An 18,569-nucleotide genomic window follows, 5' to 3' on the forward strand; every position below is an offset into this window, starting at 1 on the left:
CCAGGATCGGCGGCGTGATGTCCACCGCGGCCAGTGTTGATACATCAATCCGGTGTCTGAAGTCGCCGGTGCCGCGAGAACTCCGGGAGCGACGATGACGATCAGCGTGTTCGACCTCTTCAAGGTCGGGATCGGCCCGTCGAGCTCGCATACGGTCGGGCCGATGCGCGCGGCGTACGAGTTCGTCGAACGGCTTCGGGCGGCCGGCGAGCTGCCGCGGGTGCGGCGTGTCCGATGCGAGCTGTTCGGCTCGCTCGGCGCCACTGGGCACGGACACGGCAGCGTGAAGGCGGTGGTGCTCGGGCTGTCCGGCGAGCAGCCGCATCTCGTCGATCCGGTCGCGGCCGGCCCGGCGGCGGACGCGGTGCGCGCCGAAGGGCTGCTCTGCCTCGGCGGCGAGCACAAGATCGCGTTCTCGCCCGACGACGACGTGGTGCTGCATCGCCGCAAACGGCTGGACTTCCACAGCAACGGCATGGTGTTCGAGGCGTTCGACGCGGACCGGACGCGCATCGAGCGGCGGGAGTACTACTCGGTCGGCGGCGGATTCGTGCTGGACGAAGACGAGGCGGGCCGGCCGGTCCTGGTCGCGGACGCCACGCCGGTCCGGTATCCCTTCACGACCGGCGACGAACTGCTGGCGCTGACCGCCGAGTCCGGGTTGCGGATCAGCGACCTGATGCTCGCCAACGAACTTTCGTGGCGCACCGAAGACGAGATTCGCGCCGGACTGCTGGAGATCTGGGCGGTCATGCGCGAATGCGTCGACCGCGGCACGCGCACCGGCGGAGTGCTGCCCGGCGGGCTCAAGGTCCGGCGGCGCGCGGCGCGGCTGCGCGAACGGCTCGAATCCGGTGTGGACGAAGACGATCCGTTGCGCGCCATGGAATGGGTGACCTTGTTCGCGCTCGCGGTCAACGAGGAGAACGCCGCCGGCGGCCGGGTCGTGACCGCGCCGACGAACGGCGCCGCCGGGATCGTGCCCGCAGTGCTGCACTACGCCGCGAAATTCCTGCCGTCGTTCTCGCCTGAGCAGGCCGTGCGCTTCCTGCTCACCGCGGGCGCGATCGGCCTGCTGTTCAAGGAGAACGCGTCGATTTCGGGTGCCGAGGTCGGGTGCCAGGGGGAGGTCGGTTCCGCGTGCTCGATGGCCGCCGCGGGACTCGCCGAACTGCTCGGCGGCACGCCTGAGCAGGTGGAGAACGCCGCCGAGATCGGGATCGAGCACAACCTCGGCCTCACCTGCGACCCGGTCGGCGGGCTCGTGCAGATCCCGTGCATCGAACGCAACGCGGTCGCGTCGGTGAAGGCGATCACCGCCGCGCGGCTGGCGGTGCGCGGCGACGGCGCGCACCACGTGTCCCTGGACAAGGCCATCAAGACCATGCGCGAGACCGGCGCGGACATGAAGGACAAGTACAAGGAGACCGCCCGCGGCGGGCTGGCCCTGAACATCGTCGAATGCTGAGGAGCTCCCGATGACCCATTCGTTCACGCTCACCCTGAGCTGCCCCAACCGCACCGGCATCGTGCGCGCCGTCAGCGGCTTTCTCTACGAACACGGGTGCGACATCGGCCAGCACCAGCAGTTCGACGACGCGATGAGCGACCGGTTGTTCATGCGGACCCAGGTCAGCGCCCCCGAGGAAACGGACCTGGACGCGCTGTCGCGCGCCTTCTCGGACATCGCCACGGAATTCCAGATGACCTACGCGTTCAGCGCGAACCGGAATGCGCGCGTGCTGGTCATGGTCTCCAAGCTCGGGCATTGCCTCAACGACCTGATTTTCCGCTGGCGCGCGGGAAGTCTTGGCGCGGACCTGGTCGCCGTGGTGTCCAACCACGAGGACCTGCGGCCGATGGCGGAGGCGGCCGGGCTGCCGTTCGTGCACGTGCCGGTCACACCCGAGACCAAGGCCGACGCCGAGGCGCGGCTGCTGCGGCTGGTCGACGAGTTCGACGCCGAACTCGTCGTCCTGGCCCGGTACATGCAGATCCTGTCGGACGAGACCAGCAAGGCGCTGTACGGCCGGGCGATCAACATCCACCACTCCTTCCTTCCCGGCTTCAAGGGCGCCAAGCCCTACCACCAGGCGTACGGCCGCGGCGTGAAACTGGTCGGCGCGACCGCGCACTACGTCACCTCCGACCTCGACGAGGGGCCGATCATCGAGCAGGAGGTCATCCGGATCGACCACACCTACGATCCCCGTGCGCTGCAGACAGTCGGCCGCGACGCGGAGGCGCTCGCGTTGTCGCGGGCCGTGCGGTGGCACTGCGAGCGACGAGTCCTGCTGAACGGCCACAGCACGGTCGTCTTCCCATGACGCCACCCGGCCCGGCGCGCTTCGACGACCTGCGCGCCGGGACCGGACTGCGGTTCGCCGCGCCCAGCGGGATCCTGGCCGCGTATCGGCCGGCGGACGTGGTGCCAGTGCTGGAAGCCGTCGAAGCGGCGACTGCGCGGGGAAAGTGGGCCTACGGCTTTGTTGCGTACGAGGCCGCGGCCGCGTACGGGTTGGACGTGCATCCGGAGCCACCGGAAGGCCTGCCGCTGGTGTGGTTCGGCGTGACCGACCAGCCGCAGGAGGCGATCTCGTCGACGTCCGTTGACGAGTACGACGTGCATTGGCGTGAGCACTGGTCGCGTACCGAGTATCACGGCCTCGTGCACCGGGTGCGCGAGAAGATCGCCGCGGGGGAGACGTATCAGACCAATCTGACCGTGCGCGTGCGCGGACCGTTCTTCGGTGACCCCTCTGGGTTGTATCGGGATCTCTGTTCGGCACAACGAGGTCCCTGCCACGCCCGCCTCGACACCGGCCGGTTCGTGATCGCCAGCGCGAGCCCCGAGTTGTTCTTCGAACGCCGCGGCGACGAGCTGCTTTTACGGCCCATGAAAGGAACCGCCCCCGCCGGGCCGACCCCGTCCGACGACCGTGCCCGGGCACGCGAGCTGCGCAGCGACGAGAAGGAACGCGCCGAGAACATCATGATCGTGGACCTGATGCGCAACGACGTCGCCCGCGTAGCGGTGCCGTCGTTGCTGCGAGTGGAACGGTATCCGACCGTGCTGCAGCTGACCTCCGAGGTGACCGCGAGGCTGCGGCCCGGGACCGGATTGCCGGACCTGTTCGCCGCGCTCTTCCCGTGCGGATCGGTCACCGGTGCGCCGAAAGCTCGCACCATGACGCTGATCCGGGAACTGGAGAACACGCCCCGAGGTGTCTACTGTGGAGCGATCGGCTGGGCGGCGCCGCCGAGCGCGCCGGTCCGGTCCCGGTTCAGCGTCGCGATCCGCACCGCTGTGGTCGATCGTGAGGCAGGCACGGCGGAGTACGGGGTGGGCGGCGGAATCACCTGGGGCTCGAGTGCGGACGCGGAACATCGCGAGCTGCTGGCCAAGGCACAAATCTTGCGACGGGACGAGTCATTGGCCCGGGTGCCCGTCGGCCGAGGCTGAAGGGGGCGGATCCGTCTCGGTCCTTGCCCTGGTTCGGTCGTGACGGCGAGGAATCCGTGCCGCGCCGGTCAGTCGCGCTCGATGCGCCCGAGTTTCGCGTGGCCGAGGACCGGGTAGCCGGGCAGTCCGATGAAGACAGTGCCCTTTTTCGGATGGCCCGCTACCCACACGACCCCGGACGCCCGGGCTGAGGCGACGAGGGAGACTCCGGCGAGCCACGCCGCGCGGGTTCCTTCCGGTGAGGTGACCCGGCAGGAGAGTTTCCCGCGATCGCCGCCGTTTCTCACCGAGTCGGAGACGATCCGCAACGGGGTCCATGAGGTTGTCCGGGCTGCCCGAGGTGCGCGGATCAGCCAGTGGCGCAGGGACACCGCTGACGTCCAGACGAGGGTGGCGGCCAGATAGAGCCCCAAGAACGTGGCGAACCCGAGGAGTTCGTCGGATTTCCGGTAGGGGCGCAGCAGCAGCGGCGCGTAGGTGGCGCCCAGCCAGACCGCCAGCGCGAGTCTCAGGCCGGCGTCCGCGATGATCCGGGGCCGGTAGAGCCGGATGATGAGGTGGAACAGCGCGTTGCGGGTCGGATCCGGTATCCGAGGGGGCACCGGACGCGCCGAGCCTGGCAGTGTGCGGGCGCGCAGAACGGCTGGCGTCACTACGCCGGGCACCACGAACCCCGCACGGCCCGAAGGCTCGGGGCCGACCGCCCAGACGTAACCCCGGCTGTTGGTCAAGCCGTTCACCGCGGGCGGGCCGACGCGGAACCACTGGTCGTTCGCCAGCCTCAGGTAGAGCGCACGCTTCGTGGCCCGGAGCATGTCGTCGTCCACGAGCACCTTGCGGAACGGCAGGTCGAGCAACCGCTTCCGCACCTTCTGCGGGGAACGAAAGGCGATCCGGGCGAGCAACCGGAGCCTGGCGGCGGCGAGGACGGCGACAACGGCGGGAAGAGCGAGGTAAGTCTTCGACCGGGCGAACACGATTATCGCGACGCACACCGCCAAGCAGGCGAACGGGACGAGGACGCGGATGTACCGCGTGCTCCGCCGCCCGCGGAGGCCTAGCGCGAACCATCTGTCTTGTCCGGACGGACGGCCCTCTTCCGGCTCGACGGCGACGACGCGGTCCGGCACCGGCGGCGTGTCGGCAGCGGGGACTGCGCTCATCGGCGAATCCGTCCTGACCAGGCGGCTCCTGATCGGACCCGAGTGAGCAAGAGATTAGTACGCGCGCCCACGAACGTCATCAGCCGCTCCGGTCCGCGTCGACCTCTCGCGCGCTGTCGTGACAAGCACTCTGCGGGCAGCCCCGCCTGCGGGTCGCGTCGTCCTCACGACTCGATGGCCGCCAGGATCGCCGCGGCGAACGGGGCCGGGTCGAGGTCGCCGCGGACGGCGAGTTGCTGGCGGCAGCCGTCGCAGAAGGCCACGAACGCTTCGGCGTCGAGGTGGGCTTGAGTGACTCTCGGCATAAAAGAACGACCATTCGTTTTATTTTGATACCGTCCGAACCCTCCCTCAGCTCACGCCGCCGGGTTACCAGGCCGCCACCCTCGGCCATCCGATCGGCGTCCGGGACTATCTGCTCACCGCAAAGCCGCCTACAGCTAACGAGGACAGGAACGGCAGCGCCACGTCCAATCGTGGAACGACCCCGGGCAGCTCGGCGCACGACACACGCTCGGCGACGGTGCCGCTTCCGTTGTCGCAAGAATGACGAGGCGCAAAGCGGGTACAGCGAATGGGTGGGCGCTTCTGCTGTGGGAAGCGGTCGCGGAAGGAGGCATTCGCACCGGTGAAACCGGATCCGGGACACGCCGACATCAAGGCCTTGCGCAGCTACGTCGAGGCCGTCGCAGTGCTGCTGTATGTCGAGCCGTCCGCGTCCTGGAGCGAGCACAGCAGCCCGTCGACCGCTTACGTCGCGCTGGCCGACCGATGCCCGCGGCACGCGGACCGGTTCCTGATGCTGCAGTGGGCCGAGGACAGCGGGTGGTGCCTCGCGCTCGAACCCCAAGGTGCGGAGGAGCCGGTGGTCCTCGCCCACTGGCCGAAACCGGTACGACCGGCTGCCGTCGTGGTGGCCCGCCGGGTCCGTCAAGCGCTGGCGGAGCTGGCACGGCCCCGCGAGAACGCCACGCGGAGCAGGCAGGACTGCGGGCCCAAACCCGCCGCGGACGTTCCGGAGCGCCGAAGGAACGCGCGGGGCTCGAACGGCCGATATCCGCCCGCTCCGACGCCTGGAGTCTCCTAGCCGCCCGGAGCCGGCTGCCCCGAGCGGGGGCGCTGACGAGCGGCGATCGACTGGCTCCGCGGGCGAACGGCGATTCCGGTGTGCGCTTCAGGCAGTCCTGGGGGGCGAGACGGCCCCGCCGGCTGTGGTTGTCAACCGGCGGGGCCTGGTCGCAGCCATGCCCGGGCAGAACTGCGACCTCCGCGGTGAGGTACCCGTCTCAGCGGGCGGTACTCGTGGCAGCACAGGGAGTTCGCTGGAATCGCACCGTCGGCAGGCAGCTGAGATTTGCCGGATCTCTCGCGATGCGCGTGTTACGGTCGGTTCGTTGTCAGCAGACCGTGCGGGACACGGGAGTCAGGGCCTTCGGCTGCGCCTGAAGGGTCACCGCCACCACCATATCGTCCATGACCGGCGCGGGACGTGGAGAAACACAGCAGGTGCTCTCGATGGCCGAGGAAGATCCGTGGGCTCGGGACCGGGCCGAGTTCGTCCGTCAGGCCGAGCACCGCGGCCGCTACCCCGGCGGCGTCTTTCCGAGCCCGCTGGTGGCGCAGTTCACCGAGCTGACGCGGGGGTTGCTGGCGTGCACCAGCGTCGGCGAGGTGCTGGAACGGGTGGTGGACGCGACCTACCGGTTGGTGGAGGGCGCCGATTTGGTGTCGGTGACGCTGCGTTCCCCGAGCGGGGAGTTTTTCACCCCGGTCGAGACCGATCCGGTGGCCAGCGAGCTGGACCAGGTGCAGTACCGGGCGGGGGAGGGGCCTTGCGTGGACGCGGCGCGGCTGGACGGGCCGGGGCACGTGCACAGCGACGACCTGGCGGGGGAACGCGCCTGGCCGGACTTCGCCAAGGCAGCGTCCAACCACGGGTTCGTCGCGGTGCTGGCGACCACCCTGCTGCCTGATGCGCGTCCGCCGAGGCTGGCCGGCGCGCTCAACATCTACAGCAGGCGGCGCGGTCTGCTCGGGCCGGAGGCGGCGAACATCGCGCTTCTGCTGGCCACGCACGCGTCGCTGGCGCTGGCCGGGACGGAGGCGGTCGAGCGCGCGGAGTTGCGGGAGGCGCAGCTGCGCCGCGCCCTCGACAGCCGCGACGTCATCGGCCAGGCGAAAGGCATTCTGATGCACCGGCGCGGCATCGGCGCCGACGAGGCTTTCGACCTGCTGCGGGAAACCTCCCAGCAGCTCAACGTCAAACTCGCCGAACTCGCCGCCATGCTGGCCAGCCGCCACACCGAAATCGACCCGACGGACCGCTGACCTCGGTGCGGGACGACGACGTCCTGGTGGCTCGTGCGGGTCACCCTGGCCAGCACGCGGCGTCCCGGCGGCTCGCCAGGTCACGGAGATCGCTGTCCGCGCCGCTCAGATCGCGGACGGGTAGGTCTCGGGTACTTCGCCAGCTGTCCAGCGGGCGGTGCGTTCCAGCGGCGCCAGCGCGCGCGTGTCGTCGAGGTGGATCAGCGCGTCGAACTGGTCGGGCACCCGCGCGTGGAAGTAGTGGCTCTGCCGCTCAGTCCGCGGCCGGTAGACGACCCCGATCGCGCGTTCGAGCATCGGGGCGCGGAGGGCGTCGGCCGCTTTCGGGGCCGCGCGGAAGTCGAGCCAGAACCCTTCATCGCCGACGTCGTGCCCGAGTTCCTCGATGCTGTCGGCCATCCCGGGCCGCACGCGTTTGCGTTGCGCGGGACCACCCCAGTCGTCGGCGGCGGTCACCGTGCCGGCGTAGGTGCTGAAGCCGATGCTGCGGCTGTCGCCGCGGTGCCGTTCCCGGACGAGCTGGCCAAGGTTGAGCTCGCCGCGCGCGGCCAGGTCGGTGACCCGAGCGTCGCCGAGGTGCGAATTGTGCGCCCAGACAACGACTTTCGCCGGTTCGCCGCGCCTCCTGCTCAGGTGCCCGGCGAGTGCGTCGAGCGTGTGCGCCATGTGCCGGTCGCGCAGGTTCCACGACTCGGCCGACGAGCCGAACATCGCCCGGTAGTACTCGGCGGCGTTGCGCACCGTTCGAGCGTTCATCTCGGCGTAGAAGTGCTCGTCCTCGGCCAGCAGGTCACCGGTGGGCGCGGCCTGCCGCAGCTCCTGCAGCTGCGCGATGACCTCGTCCTCGCACGTCTGGCCCGCGCCGAACGCCGCGGCGAAGCCGTAGGACTGACCGTCGTCGCTGCGGTAATGGTCGAAGCACGCGTAGCGCTTCTTGGCGCGCGAAGCGGCTTCGGGATCGGTGCTCTCCAGGTAGGAGATCACCGCCTCGATGGAGCGGTGGAGGCTGTAAAGGTCCAGGCCGTAGAAGCCGGTCTTGTCGACATCGCGCGCGAGGCGGTCATTGTGCTCGCGCAGCCAGCCGACGAAGTCCAGCACCACCGTGTTGCGCCACATCCAGGTCGGGAACCGCTGGAATCCGCGCAGCGCCTCCTCGGCTACGTCGTCGTCGCTCCGGCCGCGCACGAACCGGTTGACGCGGTACGCGTCCGGCCAGTCGCCTTCGATCGCGACGGCGTTGAAACCCTTCTGCTCGATCAACGTGCGGGTCATGGCGGCGCGGGCGGCATAGAACTCGTGAGTGCCGTGGGACGCCTCGCCGATGAGCACGAGATGCGCGTCGCCGACCAGGTCCAGCAGGGTTTGCTCGCTCGGCACCCCGTTCTCGACCGGCTGCGCGGCCGCGCGGACGGCGGCGACCGCGGTGGGCGCGTGCGCCGGCGTGGGTGGCTCGGCGGCTCGCATCAGGCCGCGGACCTCGTCGTCGGTGGTCTGCGCGAAGTCCTGGTATGCCGTGCCGACCGCGGAGAACGGCGTCGGCGTGGTGGCACAGACGACCTCGTCGACCGCGAGCGACAGTTCGGCGCAGGTGGACTCAGGCGCTGCCGGCACGGCGACCACGACCCGGCCCGGCCGGAGCTCTTGCAGCGCCCGGATGGCCGCCCGCATGCTCGCGCTGGTCGCCAGGCCGTCGTCGACCAGGATGACGGTGCGGCCGGCGACCTCCGGCATCGGCCGCCCCTGCCGGTAGAGCCGCTCGCGCCGGGCGAGTTCGCGTGCTTCGCGCTCGGCGGCCCGCTGCAACACCTGCGGCGAGATGTCCAGGCCGCGCACCACGTCGTCGTTGACCACTGTCACGCCGCGACTGGCGACCGCGCCCATCGCCAGCTCCTCGCGTCCCGGCGCTCCGAGCTTGCGCACCGCGAACACGTCCAGCGGAGCCCCGAGCGCCGTCGCCACCTCATAGGCGACCGCAACGCCGCCGCGCGGCACGCCGAGCACGAGAACCCGCGGATCATCCCGATAATCCGCGAGGAGACGGGCGAGGGCTTGGCCGGCGTCACGACGGTCGCGGAACAGTCGATCGGACATCGGTGCCTCCTCGGATCAGTCTCCAGCGCCGATCCGAGGATTTCCGGCTGTGGCGCACCGAAACGTGGTCGGGCAGGCGCGGGTCCCGGGGGCAGCGACTGGTGCGGAACGCCGCACGGTGCCGTTGCAGTATCAGCTCTCGACGACCCCGAGCGCGGCCTCGTGCTCGTCCGCGCCCGGCCGCAGAACCTGGGCGTGGTCCAGCAGGCCGTCCACAGTGGACGGCAGGTCGAGGTGGCCTTCGAGGTCGGTCAGCTGGCCAGGGGTGGTGCGGGTCGCGACGAACGGCGGCGTGAGCAGGGAGCAGCAGTCTTCGTCGGGCAGCGCGGACACGTCGGCGGTGCCGATCCGCCGCGCCTCGGCGATGATCTCGGTCTTGTCCCAGCCCAGCAGCGGACGCAGCACCGGCAGGGTCGCCGCGTCGTCGATCGTGGCCAGATTCGGCAGCGTCTGGCTGGCCACCTGCCCGAGGCTGTCGCCGGTGACCAGCGCGTCGGCGTGCAGCCGGCGGGCGAGGGCCTCGGCACAGCGGATCATCAGCCGCCGCTGCGCGACAATCTGCAGTTCGCCCACCCCCGCGTTCGCCAGCGCGCGCTGGGCCTTGCCGAGCGGCACGAGGTGCAGGCGGGCATCGCCGTGGAACCGGCGCAAGCTGCGGACGTGGGCGTAAGCCTTGTAGGCCGACGACGGCCCGGTGAAGGGCGCGCCGGTGAAGTGGACGAACTCGCAGTGCACCCCGCGCCGCAAGATGCGGTAGGCCGCGACCGGCGAGTCGAAGCCGCCGGACAGCAGGACGACGGCCCGGCCGCCGGTGCCGACCGGCAGTCCGCCCTGCCCGGGCAGCCGCTGGGCGGACACGAAGATCTCGAACTCGTCCACCTCGACCGTCACTGTCACATCCGGGTGCTCCAGGTCGACCGGAAGGCCGAGCTCGGCCACCACCTGGGCTCCGACCTGCGCGGCCAGCTCTTCGGAGGTCATCGGGAACCGCTTGTCCCGGCGGCGCACCCGTACTCGGAAGGTGCGCTCGGGTTCGGCCCGGAGCAGGTCTACGGCCGCGGCAGCGGCCTCGTCGGCGGTCTTGCCCGCGCGCACGGCGGGCTGGACGACGCTCACCCCGGGGACATCGCGAGCACGCCGCACCAGTTCGTCGAGCTCGGCGCGCGCGGAGAGCACCAGCAGGCCCGCCCGGCGGCGCAGCCGCACCCCGGCGACGTCGGCCAGCGCGCGCCGCACGTTCTCCGCGAGCCGGTCCTCGAAATGGCGCCGGTTGCGGCCCTTGAGGGCCAGCTCGCCGTATTTCAGGAGTACACAACCGGATTCCCTCACGAAAGTACCAATACCACCGGACGGTCCGTTCGAACATCCGGTGAGGAATCGCACCCGCGTGGGGAGGCGATGACCGCACCGGCCGAGCCGGGAACGGAGCGCCGAGGTCGGAGAAAGCCATTGGCGGCAAGGCATCCCGGAGGTATGGCCGTGTGGGGCCGGGCCGCTCAAGCGTCGACCGCTCCCCGCCGACTGGCTGGTTCTCGCGCTGCAGCGGCGAATTCTCCCGATTCCCGGGTCGGTCCGGTGGCGCGGCTCAGCCGGTGCCGGACGCGGGTTCGGCCGTGTCCTCGGCGAACGACGTGAAGGAGAATTCGACTCCGTGCCTGGTGGCCGACGGGGTGATGATTCCGGCGACTCCCGGCTGGTCCAGCCGCGCGAGGAGACGGGCGAGTGCTTCGGGCGCCTCGGTCGGCTCGTCCGCGGTCTGGGCGAGGGGCCGGTGCAGAATGCCGATGTCCCAGGTGTTTCCGCCGGCTCCGCTGCCCGCGGCGACAGCGACGGTCGCGTCCAGCAGCCAGCGCGGCGCCTTGCCCGGCAAGGACGGCGTGGCGTGCGAGGTCAGCCCGACGACCTGGTCGGCGCGCAGGAGGCCGTCGCTGAGGGTCTGTATCCAGACTTTGTCGAGCCCCATGGGTTCCGGGTCCTCCGTTCGTGGCGGGGGCGGGGGTTCAGACGTGGTGGCGGCGCGCGGCGGTCATGGTCGCGACCACGCAGCCGACGACGGTCATGGCGAAGAGGACTACAGCGATCATCACAGACTCCCGGCGTGCGGAGTTCGGGCGCGGCGCCGAGGCGGTCGTGCCGCCTGGCTCTCGGTTAGCACTCGATGGCTTAGAGTGCTAATTCTGATTTAGCACTCCCGTGTCGCGATTGCAACCGACCCTGCTGGCGAGGCCGCGCACGGTGCCGACCCGGCCTCGCCGTGCCCGCGCGGGTTCGCTTCACCACGCCCTGGACCAGGGCGAGTGCCTCGACGACGGGGGTGTCCATCGCGCCGTTTTCGATGATGTCGTCTTTTCAGTGACATCGACGCTTGTCATCGTTTCGACGACATGCTAGATCTGTGGTGTGCGTCGACACCACAGCTGACACGACAGGGAGGAAACGTCATGTTGATGCGCACCGATCCGTTCCGCGAGTTCGACCGGATGGCCCAGCAGGCCTTCAACAGCGTCGCGGGGACCTGGTCGCGGCCCGCGGCGATGCCGCTGGACGCGTACCGCGTCGGCGACGAATTCGTCATCGCGTTCGACCTGCCGGGCATCGACCCCGACGCGATCGAGCTGAACATCGAGCGCAACGTGCTGACCGTCAAGGCCGAGCGCCGTCCCGCGATGACCGATCAGTCGGTGGAGATGCAGGTGTCCGAACGGCCCTTGGGCGTGTTCTCCCGGCAGCTGTTCCTCGGGGATTCCTTGGACACCGACCACATCAACGCCTCCTACGAGGCGGGCGTGCTGACGCTGCGGATCCCGGTCGCCGAGCAGGCCAAGCCCCGCAAGATCGAGATCAGCGGCGGGCGGTCTGACCGCAAGGAGATCGACGCCTGATCGGTGGCGTCGGGGCGGTCGCCATGGTGTCGGCTGCGCGGACAGTCCCGCAGCGGAGTTCTTTCGCCGTGCCGCGCCGAGTTCGACGCGGTCGTGGCGGCGAAGAGCGGGCGGCCCGCGCTGCCGCGTCCAGCCCTCCGAACCGGTCCGTCGGATCGGTCCGCCGACGCGGCCCGTCGGGCGGCGGGAGGACGCGGTGAGCCGTACAGGCAGCTTGGCGGTCGCGACGAGCAGTCGGGATCGCCCAGTTGTCGGCGGAGAGAGCACGCCGACCCCGCCCCCCACCGGCGTCTCGCCCGCTGCGAGGTCCGCACAGCTGCCGCGTGGACCGCTCCCGTCGCCACGGACAACCTCACCCGGAGGACATCAGTGACCGCAATTCTGGCTCCTGAAGAGCCGAACCGCATCGCCCGCCCGTCGCACCCGGCCGTTTTCCCCGGACGCACGGAAGACCCCGGCCGGGAACACGCCGTGGTCCTGATGCCGTTGATCGAACCCGCCGACGGGCCGGGGAACGGCGAGGTTCCGCCGGAGCTGGCCGAGAGAGGGCTGCGCCGCTACACCGCCCGGATCGCCGCCGCGGTGGGCGCGGGAGCGGAAGCCGCCTGGTGCGAGTGGGCCGACGCCCCCAGCGCCTACATCGCGCTGGACCAGCAACTGCCCGGCCACCTCGGCCGGGACGCGGCGCTGATCTGGGCCGCCGAGAGCGGCTGGTCGGTCGCGGTCGAAACCGGCTGCGGCGAGGACCTGCTGATCACCGCCGAGCTAGGCGGCGATCTGCTGCCCGCGCCGGAAGCTGTCGCCACCTGGTTCCGCGCCGTGCTCGCCGGCAAATCCGCCGACACGCACCGGCGTCCCGCCACCGCGGCGAGCACCGACATCGTCCACCGGCTCGCGAACTGGGCCAGGGACGAGCCGATTCTCGACGGCCGCAACGGCTGACGGGCAAACCCCGGGCGTCCCAAAGCTTCCGGTGGTCGCTGAGTCCTGCGTCGCCGTGCCGTTCGACGCTGCGGTTCTTGCGGCGGCGAGGCGATATTCGTTGCTGCGCGCGGAATTCGACGTAATCACTGCCGCCAGCGATTCTTCATGTGCCGCAGCACGATCGCTGGCGCGGTCCGGGAACTCGCGGAGGTAGTCGCTCGGGGAGGGTTCGGGGCTGTCTGTCCGGAGGTGGTTGCCGGAGGTTTTCGGGCCGGTATTCGCGGTGCTGTGCGGAAAAGGGCTCAAGTGATGGCACCGGGCGGCGGTGCGATTCTTGATGCGCCGCCGGGCGGGTTACCGCACAGGCAACGAAACCCGTCGGCTGGCGGTGCGCCGATCGGGGTCCGGTAACTCGCGGAGGTTGTCGCTCAACGAGGAATCGAGACTGTCTGCCCGGAGGTGGTTGCCGGAGGTCTTCGGGCCGATATTCGCGACACTGTGCGGGAAAGCGTTCGAGTGATGGCACCGGGCGGCGGTGCGATTCTTGATGCGCCGCCGCTCGATCGCCGGTGTCTCGCCGCCGGGCGGATTACCGCACAGGCAACGAAACCCGTCGGCTGGCGGTGCGCCGATCGGGGTCCGGGAACTCGCGGAGGTTGTCGCTCAACGAGGAACCGGGACTGTCTGCCCGGAGGTGGTTGCCGGAGGTCTTCGGGCCGATATTCGCGACACTGTGCGGAAAAGTGCTCAAGTGCGCCGCCAGGGTTGTCCGGTCGAGCTGGGCGGGGACTGGGCTGAGCTGTCCGTCGCGGTGTCCGTCGAGGACGTCGGCGACGAATTGCGCGACGGCGCCGGGCGGCGGTGCGATGTGGCCGCGGAGGCGGCAGATCGCGGGCGGCTGGTCATTGCCGCGCGGTTCGATGGCGATGGACCAGCCTAGCCGTTCGTCCCAGACGAGCATCAGGTCGTGCTCGGGATGCCCGGCGGTACGGGACACGAGGCCGAGGTAGGCGGTGGCGGTGTCGGTGACCTCGTGCGTCACCGCGTCGAGGGGGACACCGACGCGCTCGGCCACTTGGCTGACGTAGCCCGCCAGCGCGGAATCCAAGGTCGGCGTCGCGGCACTGGGGGCTGGTTTGAGGTCCAAAATCGACAAAAGAAGGCTTTCGTCGTGCGGATCGCGAGCCATGCGGGCCACTGTGCGGGCCGCGCGGACGCGGCTCTCCTCGTGGTCGCGCAGGTGGCGAGCACGGCTGGAGGCGTGCTGCGCCGCCGGTCCTTCAGCTGGCCGGTCGAGGGTTGAGGTCACGGTCTGCGCCTCGAAACCCGGAACGTCGAATGCGGCGGCGAGGCGGGCGGGCGAGTGGGCCCGGCGGGACGTCCGCGACGACGCGGACGCCCGGCCGAGGTGGCGGTGGTCAGAGGACCGACACCGCCGTGGCCTGCGGGCCGCGGTTGCCCTGGCCGATGTCGAACTGCACCCGGGCGTTCTCGTCGAGGCTGCGGAAACCGCCGCCGGAGATTTCCGAGTAGTGGACGAAGACGTCGCTGCCGCCGTCGTCGGGGGCGATGAAGCCGAATCCCTTTTCGGAATTGAACCACTTCACGGTGCCTTGGGTCATAGAGACATTCCTTGTCGCGTCGAACATGCGGCACCACCTCGTCCGAGGGGGCCGGGCTGCGAGCGGAAATCCGGGAATCCTGAGAGGCACCAAGACGACGCTCGCCAAAAACCTCTGCGGCGTCGAGAACAACGAGCACAAAAATCTTCAACCGTGATCAGTGGAGCACGCGGGCAGGCGTGCCGTCAAGCGAGGGCCTCTGGTGGTGGTTGCCCGCCGAAGCGCGTAACGTCGAGGCTGGCAGGCTCGTGCCCCGCTTCCGACCCTGGGTCACAAGGAGCCTTCACGACGCCGTCCGACCTGCCGCCAAGCCTCTGACCGACGACAGTGCGCCGGCCTTCGCCCGGCGCCGCCGTTCCGTGCTCATTTTTCCTCGCTGGCCGTGTTCGCCTGCCCGGCCCCTTCCCAAGGAGTTTTTGTTGCGCACAACCGTACGTTCCCGCACTGCCCGGGCACCGGTCTCGCCGGTGCTGTTCAGCCACCCGGTCTCGCACTCCGCCGGACGCACGCTGTCCGAGGCCGATCAGCGCCGCACCCGCGGCGTTCGGTTCTCCTCCGTCGCCGCGCCGGCGAGGCGGTACTGGTGAACGACAGCGCGCCGGGTTCCTACCGTCATCTGCTCTCCGAAGTCCGCGAGGCCGGGCTGCTGCGCCGCCGCCGCGGCTACTACGCAGTCGTGATCACCGCGAACCTGATGGTGTTCGCCGGAGCGTGGGTCGCGTTCGCGTTCCTGGGCGACACGTGGTGGCAGCTGCTGATCGCGGCCGTGCTGGCCGTGGTGTTCGCCCAGCTGGCGTTCGTGGGACACGACGCCGGGCACAAGCAGATTTTCCGGACCCGCCGCCCGAACGACGCGGTCGGCGTCGTGCACGGCGGTCTGGTGGGCATGAGCTACCAGTGGTGGATCGACGGGCACAACCGCCACCACGCCAACCCCAACCACGAGGACCACGACCCCGACCTCGACATCCCCGCGCTCGCCTTCACCAGGGGGCAAGCCCGCCTGAAACAGGGCTTCCTCCGCTGGATGGCCAAGAACCAGGCGTTCCTGTTCTTCCCCTTGCTCACCCTCGAGGGGCTGAACCTGCACGTGTCCGGCATCCGGGCGGTGTGGCGCGGCGAGACGAAGATGCGCCGCGTGGAGGGCGCACTGCTCACCGCGCACATCGCGGCGTACCTGACGGTGGTGTTCCTCGTCCTCTCGCCGGGCCTCGCGGTCGCGTTCGTCGTGGTGCACCAGGCGTTGTGGGGCGTTTACATGGGCTGTTCCTTCGCGCCGAACCACAAGGGAATGCCCACGATGACCGGGCGGCCCGTCGATTTCCTGCAGCGGCAAGTGCTCACCTCGCGCAACATCCGCGGCGGGAGGATGGTCGACTTCGTGCTCGGCGGGCTGAACTACCAGATCGAGCACCACCTTTTCCCCAGCATGCCCCGTCCGCATCTGCGCCGTGCCCAGCCGATCGTGGAACGCTTCTGCCTTCGCCACGACATCCCTTACGCCCAGACCGGTTTGCTGCGCTCCTACCGCCACGTCCTCGAGCACTTGCATCACCTCGGCGCGCCGCTGCGAGCGGCGGACCGCGTCCCCGGCGCCTGACCGGGGCACCGCTCACCACCGTCCTTCCCGTAATGCGGTCGACCGTGCCTGCACGGAAGATGAGGATCGACGTCTCCCGGCGTGGATACCCCTGGCGCGTATGAGGAGGTGACCGGAGTGGGTGCGATCGGACATGCGCTGGCGCTGGCCGGCTCGATGACCTGGGACATCCTGTGGGCACTCGTGCTGGGGTTCCTGCTGTCCGCGGTGGTGCAGGCGGTCGTGCGCAAGTCCACGATCGTGCGGCTCATGGGCGACGACCGCCCGCGCACCCTGGCGGTGGCCTCCCTGCTCGGCGCGGCGTCCTCGTCCTGCTCGTACGCGGCGGTCGCGCTCGCCCGCTCGTTGTTTCGCAAGGGTGCGGACTTCACCGCGGCCATGGCGTTCGAGATCGGCTCGACCAACCTGGTCGTCGAACTGGGCGTCATCATGGCCCTGCTGATGGGCTGGCAGTTCACCGCCGCGGAGTTCGTCGGCGGCCCGATCATGATCGTGCTGCTGGCGGTTCTGTTCCGGCTCTTCGTGCGGAAACGGCTTGTCGACAAAGCGCGGGAGCAGGCAGAGCGCGGGCTGGCCGGCTCGATGGAAGGCCACGCCGCGATGGACATGTCCGTGCGGGGCGGCGGTTCCTTCGCCAAGCGGCTGTTCTCCCGGGACGGCTTCACCTCGGTGGCGCACGTGTTCGTCATGGAATGGGCCGCGATCCTGCGCGACCTGGTCATCGGCCTGCTGATCGCCGGCGCGGTCGCCGCGTGGGTGCCGGAATCGTTCTGGCGCGCGTTCTTCTTCACCGACCACCCGGTGGTCTCCGCGCTGTGGGGACCGCTCGTCGGCCCGGTCGTGGCGATGCTGTCGTTCGTCTGCTCCATCGGCAACGTCCCGCTGGCCGCGGTGCTGTGGAACGGCGGCATCAGCTTCGGCGGCGTCGTCGCGTTCATTTTCGCCGACCTGCTGATCCTGCCGATCCTGAACATCTACCGGAAGTACTACGGCACCCGGATGACCCTGGTGCTGCTCGGTGCTTTCTACGCGGCCATGGTCGGCGCGGGCTATCTGGTCGAGCTGATCTTCGGGACCGCCGGTCTCATCCCGGCCCAGCGGTCCGCGACCGTGATGCGGGAAGGCATCTCGTGGAACTACACGACCTGGCTCAACATCGCCTTCCTCGTCCTCGCGGCCGCGCTGCTCGTCCGGTTCTTCCGCACCGGCGGCCGGGACATGCTGCGCATGATGGGCGGATCACCGGACGGGGCCGCCGAACACGACCACAGCGGGCACGATTCCCATCCCGGCCACGACCAGCCGTAGCGGCGGCATTCCCGGCCTTGGGTTTCGCCGCCGGGTCTATGTCCATTGTGGACTCTCAGCACCGTATCCGACGGCAGATGTCCACAACGGACACATCCCTCGGCCCCTACATTTCGTGCTCCCAGGACCCGCGCGTGTCGACGTTCGCGGCGTCCGCCAGCGTTTCCAGTTCCGCGATCTCCTCGTCGGCGAGCTCGAGGTCGCGAGCGCGGACCAAACCGTCGACGTGCTCCGGCTTCGTGACTCCGATGATCGGCGTGGTGCCCTTGGCGATGGCCCACGCGGTGGCGACGTCGGCGGCGGACGTGCCTCGGGTCTCGCCGATGTCCCGCATCCGGTCCGTCAGCGTCCGCAGCCGGGGCAGGATGCCGTTGTACACCGCCGCCCGGCTGCTGCCCTCCGGCAACGGGTTGGCCGGGCTGTACTTGCCGGTCAGGGCCCCTTGCTCGAGGACCATGTAGGAGAAGAACGGCACGCCGCGCTCGCGGCAATGGTCGAGGATGCCCGTGCGCTCGGAGCCGCGGTACAGGAGGCTGTAGTGGTTCTGCACCGCCTCCACGCGGAAGCCCGCCTCGCCGAGGATCCGGTCGGCGAGAGCGATCTCCTGCAGGTTGTGGTTCGAGACGCCGACCTGCTTGATCCGGCCGCTTCGCAGCAGCGGAATCAGGAACGGGGTCCAACGGGCGACGTCGGCCGGGTTGTGGATCCAGTACAGATCCACGTAATCCGTGCCCAGCCGGGCGAGGCTCTGCTCCAGCATGGCCGAGACCGGGTCGTCGCCGTCGCCCGCGATCTGCGGAGTGAACTTCGTCGACAGCTGGTACTCGCTGCGGTCATAGCCCATCAGCGCCTGGGCGAGAACTGTCTCCGAGCGGCCCATGCCGTACACCGCGGCGCTGTCCCACAAGGTGAATCCGCTCGACTGCGCCTTCTCGACGACCTCTCGCAGGCCGGATTCGCTCAGTCGACTGCCGAAGTAGCCGTCGCCCGCTTCGCCGCTGTCTCCCCAGGCCCAGGTGCCCAGCGCCGCCGCTGGCACAGTCAGCGTCTTGCTCGTCATGTCTTGCCTCCGGTGTCCGAACGTTCGATTCCCAGAAGACCGCGATCTCCGGCCCCGGGGAAGGTCGCGTTCACCGGGGGTACAACGTCAACCCCCTTCGCGGCGTGACCAGCGGCTATCGTGAACGG

Annotated in this window: 18 protein-coding genes; 10 read left to right on the plus strand and 8 right to left on the minus strand. The window is 69.8% G+C overall.

Going from position 1 to position 18,569, the window contains the following annotated elements:
• Positions 1-94 precede the first annotated feature (94 nt).
• From H5411_RS15115 to H5411_RS15125, 3 genes are read left to right on the plus strand one after another with little or no spacing between them, the layout of a single operon-like run.
• Positions 95-1,468, plus strand: a complete 1,374-nt coding sequence (locus tag H5411_RS15115) for an L-serine ammonia-lyase (protein WP_183124144.1) — start codon at positions 95-97, stop codon at positions 1,466-1,468.
• Positions 1,469-1,478: 10 nt separating this feature from the next.
• Entirely contained in the window at positions 1,479-2,327 is an 849-nt protein-coding gene (purU, locus tag H5411_RS15120; RefSeq protein WP_101433897.1) for a formyltetrahydrofolate deformylase, read from the plus strand.
• Positions 2,324-3,463 (plus strand): chorismate-binding protein, encoded by a 1,140-nt coding sequence (locus H5411_RS15125; protein ID WP_183124145.1) that lies wholly within the window; start codon positions 2,324-2,326, stop codon positions 3,461-3,463. The genes purU and H5411_RS15125 overlap by 4 nt, the downstream gene beginning before the upstream one ends.
• Positions 3,464-3,531: 68 nt before the next feature.
• On the opposite strand, the gene H5411_RS15130 is transcribed toward H5411_RS15125, so the two are convergent.
• Positions 3,532-4,626, minus strand: a complete 1,095-nt coding sequence (locus tag H5411_RS15130; protein ID WP_183124146.1) for a hypothetical protein — start codon at positions 4,624-4,626, stop codon at positions 3,532-3,534.
• 164 nt (positions 4,627-4,790) lie between these two features.
• A complete protein-coding gene (locus H5411_RS15135) occupies positions 4,791-4,931 on the minus strand; it encodes a hypothetical protein (protein ID WP_183124147.1) in 141 nt (46 codons plus the stop codon).
• Between the two features lie 323 nt (positions 4,932-5,254).
• Here H5411_RS15135 and H5411_RS15140 point away from each other — a divergent pair, with 323 nt between their 5' ends.
• Together H5411_RS15140 and H5411_RS15145 are read left to right on the plus strand one after the other, a co-directional pair.
• Positions 5,255-5,713 carry a DUF6292 family protein gene (locus H5411_RS15140; protein WP_183124148.1) on the plus strand — a complete coding sequence of 153 codons (459 nt, stop codon included), beginning with the start codon at positions 5,255-5,257 and terminating at the stop codon, positions 5,711-5,713.
• 428 nt (positions 5,714-6,141) lie between these two features.
• Positions 6,142-6,954, plus strand: coding sequence for an ANTAR domain-containing protein (locus H5411_RS15145; RefSeq protein WP_183124186.1), 813 nt, complete (start codon positions 6,142-6,144; stop codon positions 6,952-6,954).
• Between the two features lie 105 nt (positions 6,955-7,059).
• On the opposite strand, the gene H5411_RS15150 is transcribed toward H5411_RS15145, so the two are convergent.
• The 3 genes from H5411_RS15150 to H5411_RS15160 all read right to left on the minus strand — a co-directional run bounded on the left by H5411_RS15150 (position 7,060) and on the right by H5411_RS15160 (position 11,008).
• Positions 7,060-9,045, minus strand: coding sequence for an erythromycin esterase family protein (locus tag H5411_RS15150; protein ID WP_183124149.1), 1,986 nt, complete (start codon positions 9,043-9,045; stop codon positions 7,060-7,062).
• Between the two features lie 132 nt (positions 9,046-9,177).
• On the minus strand, positions 9,178-10,374 hold the full coding sequence (thiI, locus tag H5411_RS15155; protein WP_312878282.1) for a tRNA uracil 4-sulfurtransferase ThiI: 1,197 nt from the start codon (positions 10,372-10,374) through the stop codon (positions 9,178-9,180).
• A 256-nt stretch (positions 10,375-10,630) separates the two neighbouring features.
• Positions 10,631-11,008 (minus strand): hypothetical protein, encoded by a 378-nt coding sequence (locus H5411_RS15160; RefSeq protein ID WP_183124151.1) that lies wholly within the window; start codon positions 11,006-11,008, stop codon positions 10,631-10,633.
• Positions 11,009-11,486: 478 nt separating this feature from the next.
• Here H5411_RS15160 and H5411_RS15165 point away from each other — a divergent pair, with 478 nt between their 5' ends.
• Positions 11,487-11,927 (plus strand): Hsp20/alpha crystallin family protein, encoded by a 441-nt coding sequence (locus H5411_RS15165; RefSeq protein ID WP_183124152.1) that lies wholly within the window; start codon positions 11,487-11,489, stop codon positions 11,925-11,927.
• Positions 11,928-12,296: 369 nt separating this feature from the next.
• Positions 12,297-12,869, plus strand: a complete 573-nt coding sequence (locus H5411_RS15170; protein ID WP_183124153.1) for a DUF6292 family protein — start codon at positions 12,297-12,299, stop codon at positions 12,867-12,869.
• A gap of 571 nt (positions 12,870-13,440) precedes the next feature.
• On the opposite strand, the gene H5411_RS15175 is transcribed toward H5411_RS15170, so the two are convergent.
• Both H5411_RS15175 and H5411_RS15180 read right to left on the minus strand, forming a co-directional pair.
• Positions 13,441-14,160 carry a DUF6292 family protein gene (locus tag H5411_RS15175; protein WP_183124154.1) on the minus strand — a complete coding sequence of 240 codons (720 nt, stop codon included), beginning with the start codon at positions 14,158-14,160 and terminating at the stop codon, positions 13,441-13,443.
• Between the two features lie 109 nt (positions 14,161-14,269).
• Positions 14,270-14,473: a cold-shock protein gene (locus tag H5411_RS15180; RefSeq protein ID WP_101433882.1), complete on the minus strand. Its 204-nt coding sequence runs from the start codon at positions 14,471-14,473 to the stop codon at positions 14,270-14,272.
• Positions 14,474-14,892: 419 nt separating this feature from the next.
• Here H5411_RS15180 and H5411_RS15185 point away from each other — a divergent pair, with 419 nt between their 5' ends.
• The 3 genes from H5411_RS15185 to H5411_RS15195 all read left to right on the plus strand — a co-directional run bounded on the left by H5411_RS15185 (position 14,893) and on the right by H5411_RS15195 (position 17,381).
• Positions 14,893-15,060, plus strand: a complete 168-nt coding sequence (locus H5411_RS15185) for a hypothetical protein (protein WP_183124190.1) — start codon at positions 14,893-14,895, stop codon at positions 15,058-15,060.
• Positions 15,057-16,073: a fatty acid desaturase family protein gene (locus H5411_RS15190; protein WP_312878283.1), complete on the plus strand. Its 1,017-nt coding sequence runs from the start codon at positions 15,057-15,059 to the stop codon at positions 16,071-16,073. Before H5411_RS15185 ends, H5411_RS15190 begins: the two co-directional genes overlap by 4 nt.
• Before the next feature lie 117 nt (positions 16,074-16,190).
• Positions 16,191-17,381, plus strand: a complete 1,191-nt coding sequence (locus tag H5411_RS15195) for a permease (RefSeq protein ID WP_312878284.1) — start codon at positions 16,191-16,193, stop codon at positions 17,379-17,381.
• Between the two features lie 106 nt (positions 17,382-17,487).
• On the opposite strand, the gene H5411_RS15200 is transcribed toward H5411_RS15195, so the two are convergent.
• Positions 17,488-18,441, minus strand: coding sequence for an aldo/keto reductase (locus H5411_RS15200; RefSeq protein ID WP_183124156.1), 954 nt, complete (start codon positions 18,439-18,441; stop codon positions 17,488-17,490).
• Positions 18,442-18,569: the final 128 nt, after the last annotated feature.

Source organism: Amycolatopsis echigonensis, assembly GCF_014174495.1.
GTDB classification, from domain to species: domain Bacteria; phylum Actinomycetota; class Actinomycetes; order Mycobacteriales; family Pseudonocardiaceae; genus Amycolatopsis; species Amycolatopsis echigonensis.

Coding starts and splice junctions, on each gene's coding strand:
- H5411_RS15135 (WP_183124147.1), bottom strand. CDS start 4,931: ATGCCGAGAGTCACTCAAGCCCACCTCGACGCCGAAGCGTTCGTGGCC.
- H5411_RS15130 (WP_183124146.1), bottom strand. CDS start 4,626: ATGAGCGCAGTCCCCGCTGCCGACACGCCGCCGGTGCCGGACCGCGTC.
- H5411_RS15160 (WP_183124151.1), bottom strand. CDS start 11,008: ATGGGGCTCGACAAAGTCTGGATACAGACCCTCAGCGACGGCCTCCTG.
- H5411_RS15125 (WP_183124145.1), top strand. CDS start 2,324: ATGACGCCACCCGGCCCGGCGCGCTTCGACGACCTGCGCGCCGGGACC.
- H5411_RS15200 (WP_183124156.1), bottom strand. CDS start 18,441: ATGACGAGCAAGACGCTGACTGTGCCAGCGGCGGCGCTGGGCACCTGG.
- purU (WP_101433897.1), top strand. CDS start 1,479: ATGACCCATTCGTTCACGCTCACCCTGAGCTGCCCCAACCGCACCGGC.
- H5411_RS15165 (WP_183124152.1), top strand. CDS start 11,487: ATGTTGATGCGCACCGATCCGTTCCGCGAGTTCGACCGGATGGCCCAG.
- H5411_RS15180 (WP_101433882.1), bottom strand. CDS start 14,473: ATGACCCAAGGCACCGTGAAGTGGTTCAATTCCGAAAAGGGATTCGGC.
- H5411_RS15145 (WP_183124186.1), top strand. CDS start 6,142: ATGGCCGAGGAAGATCCGTGGGCTCGGGACCGGGCCGAGTTCGTCCGT.
- H5411_RS15115 (WP_183124144.1), top strand. CDS start 95: ATGACGATCAGCGTGTTCGACCTCTTCAAGGTCGGGATCGGCCCGTCG.
- H5411_RS15150 (WP_183124149.1), bottom strand. CDS start 9,045: ATGTCCGATCGACTGTTCCGCGACCGTCGTGACGCCGGCCAAGCCCTC.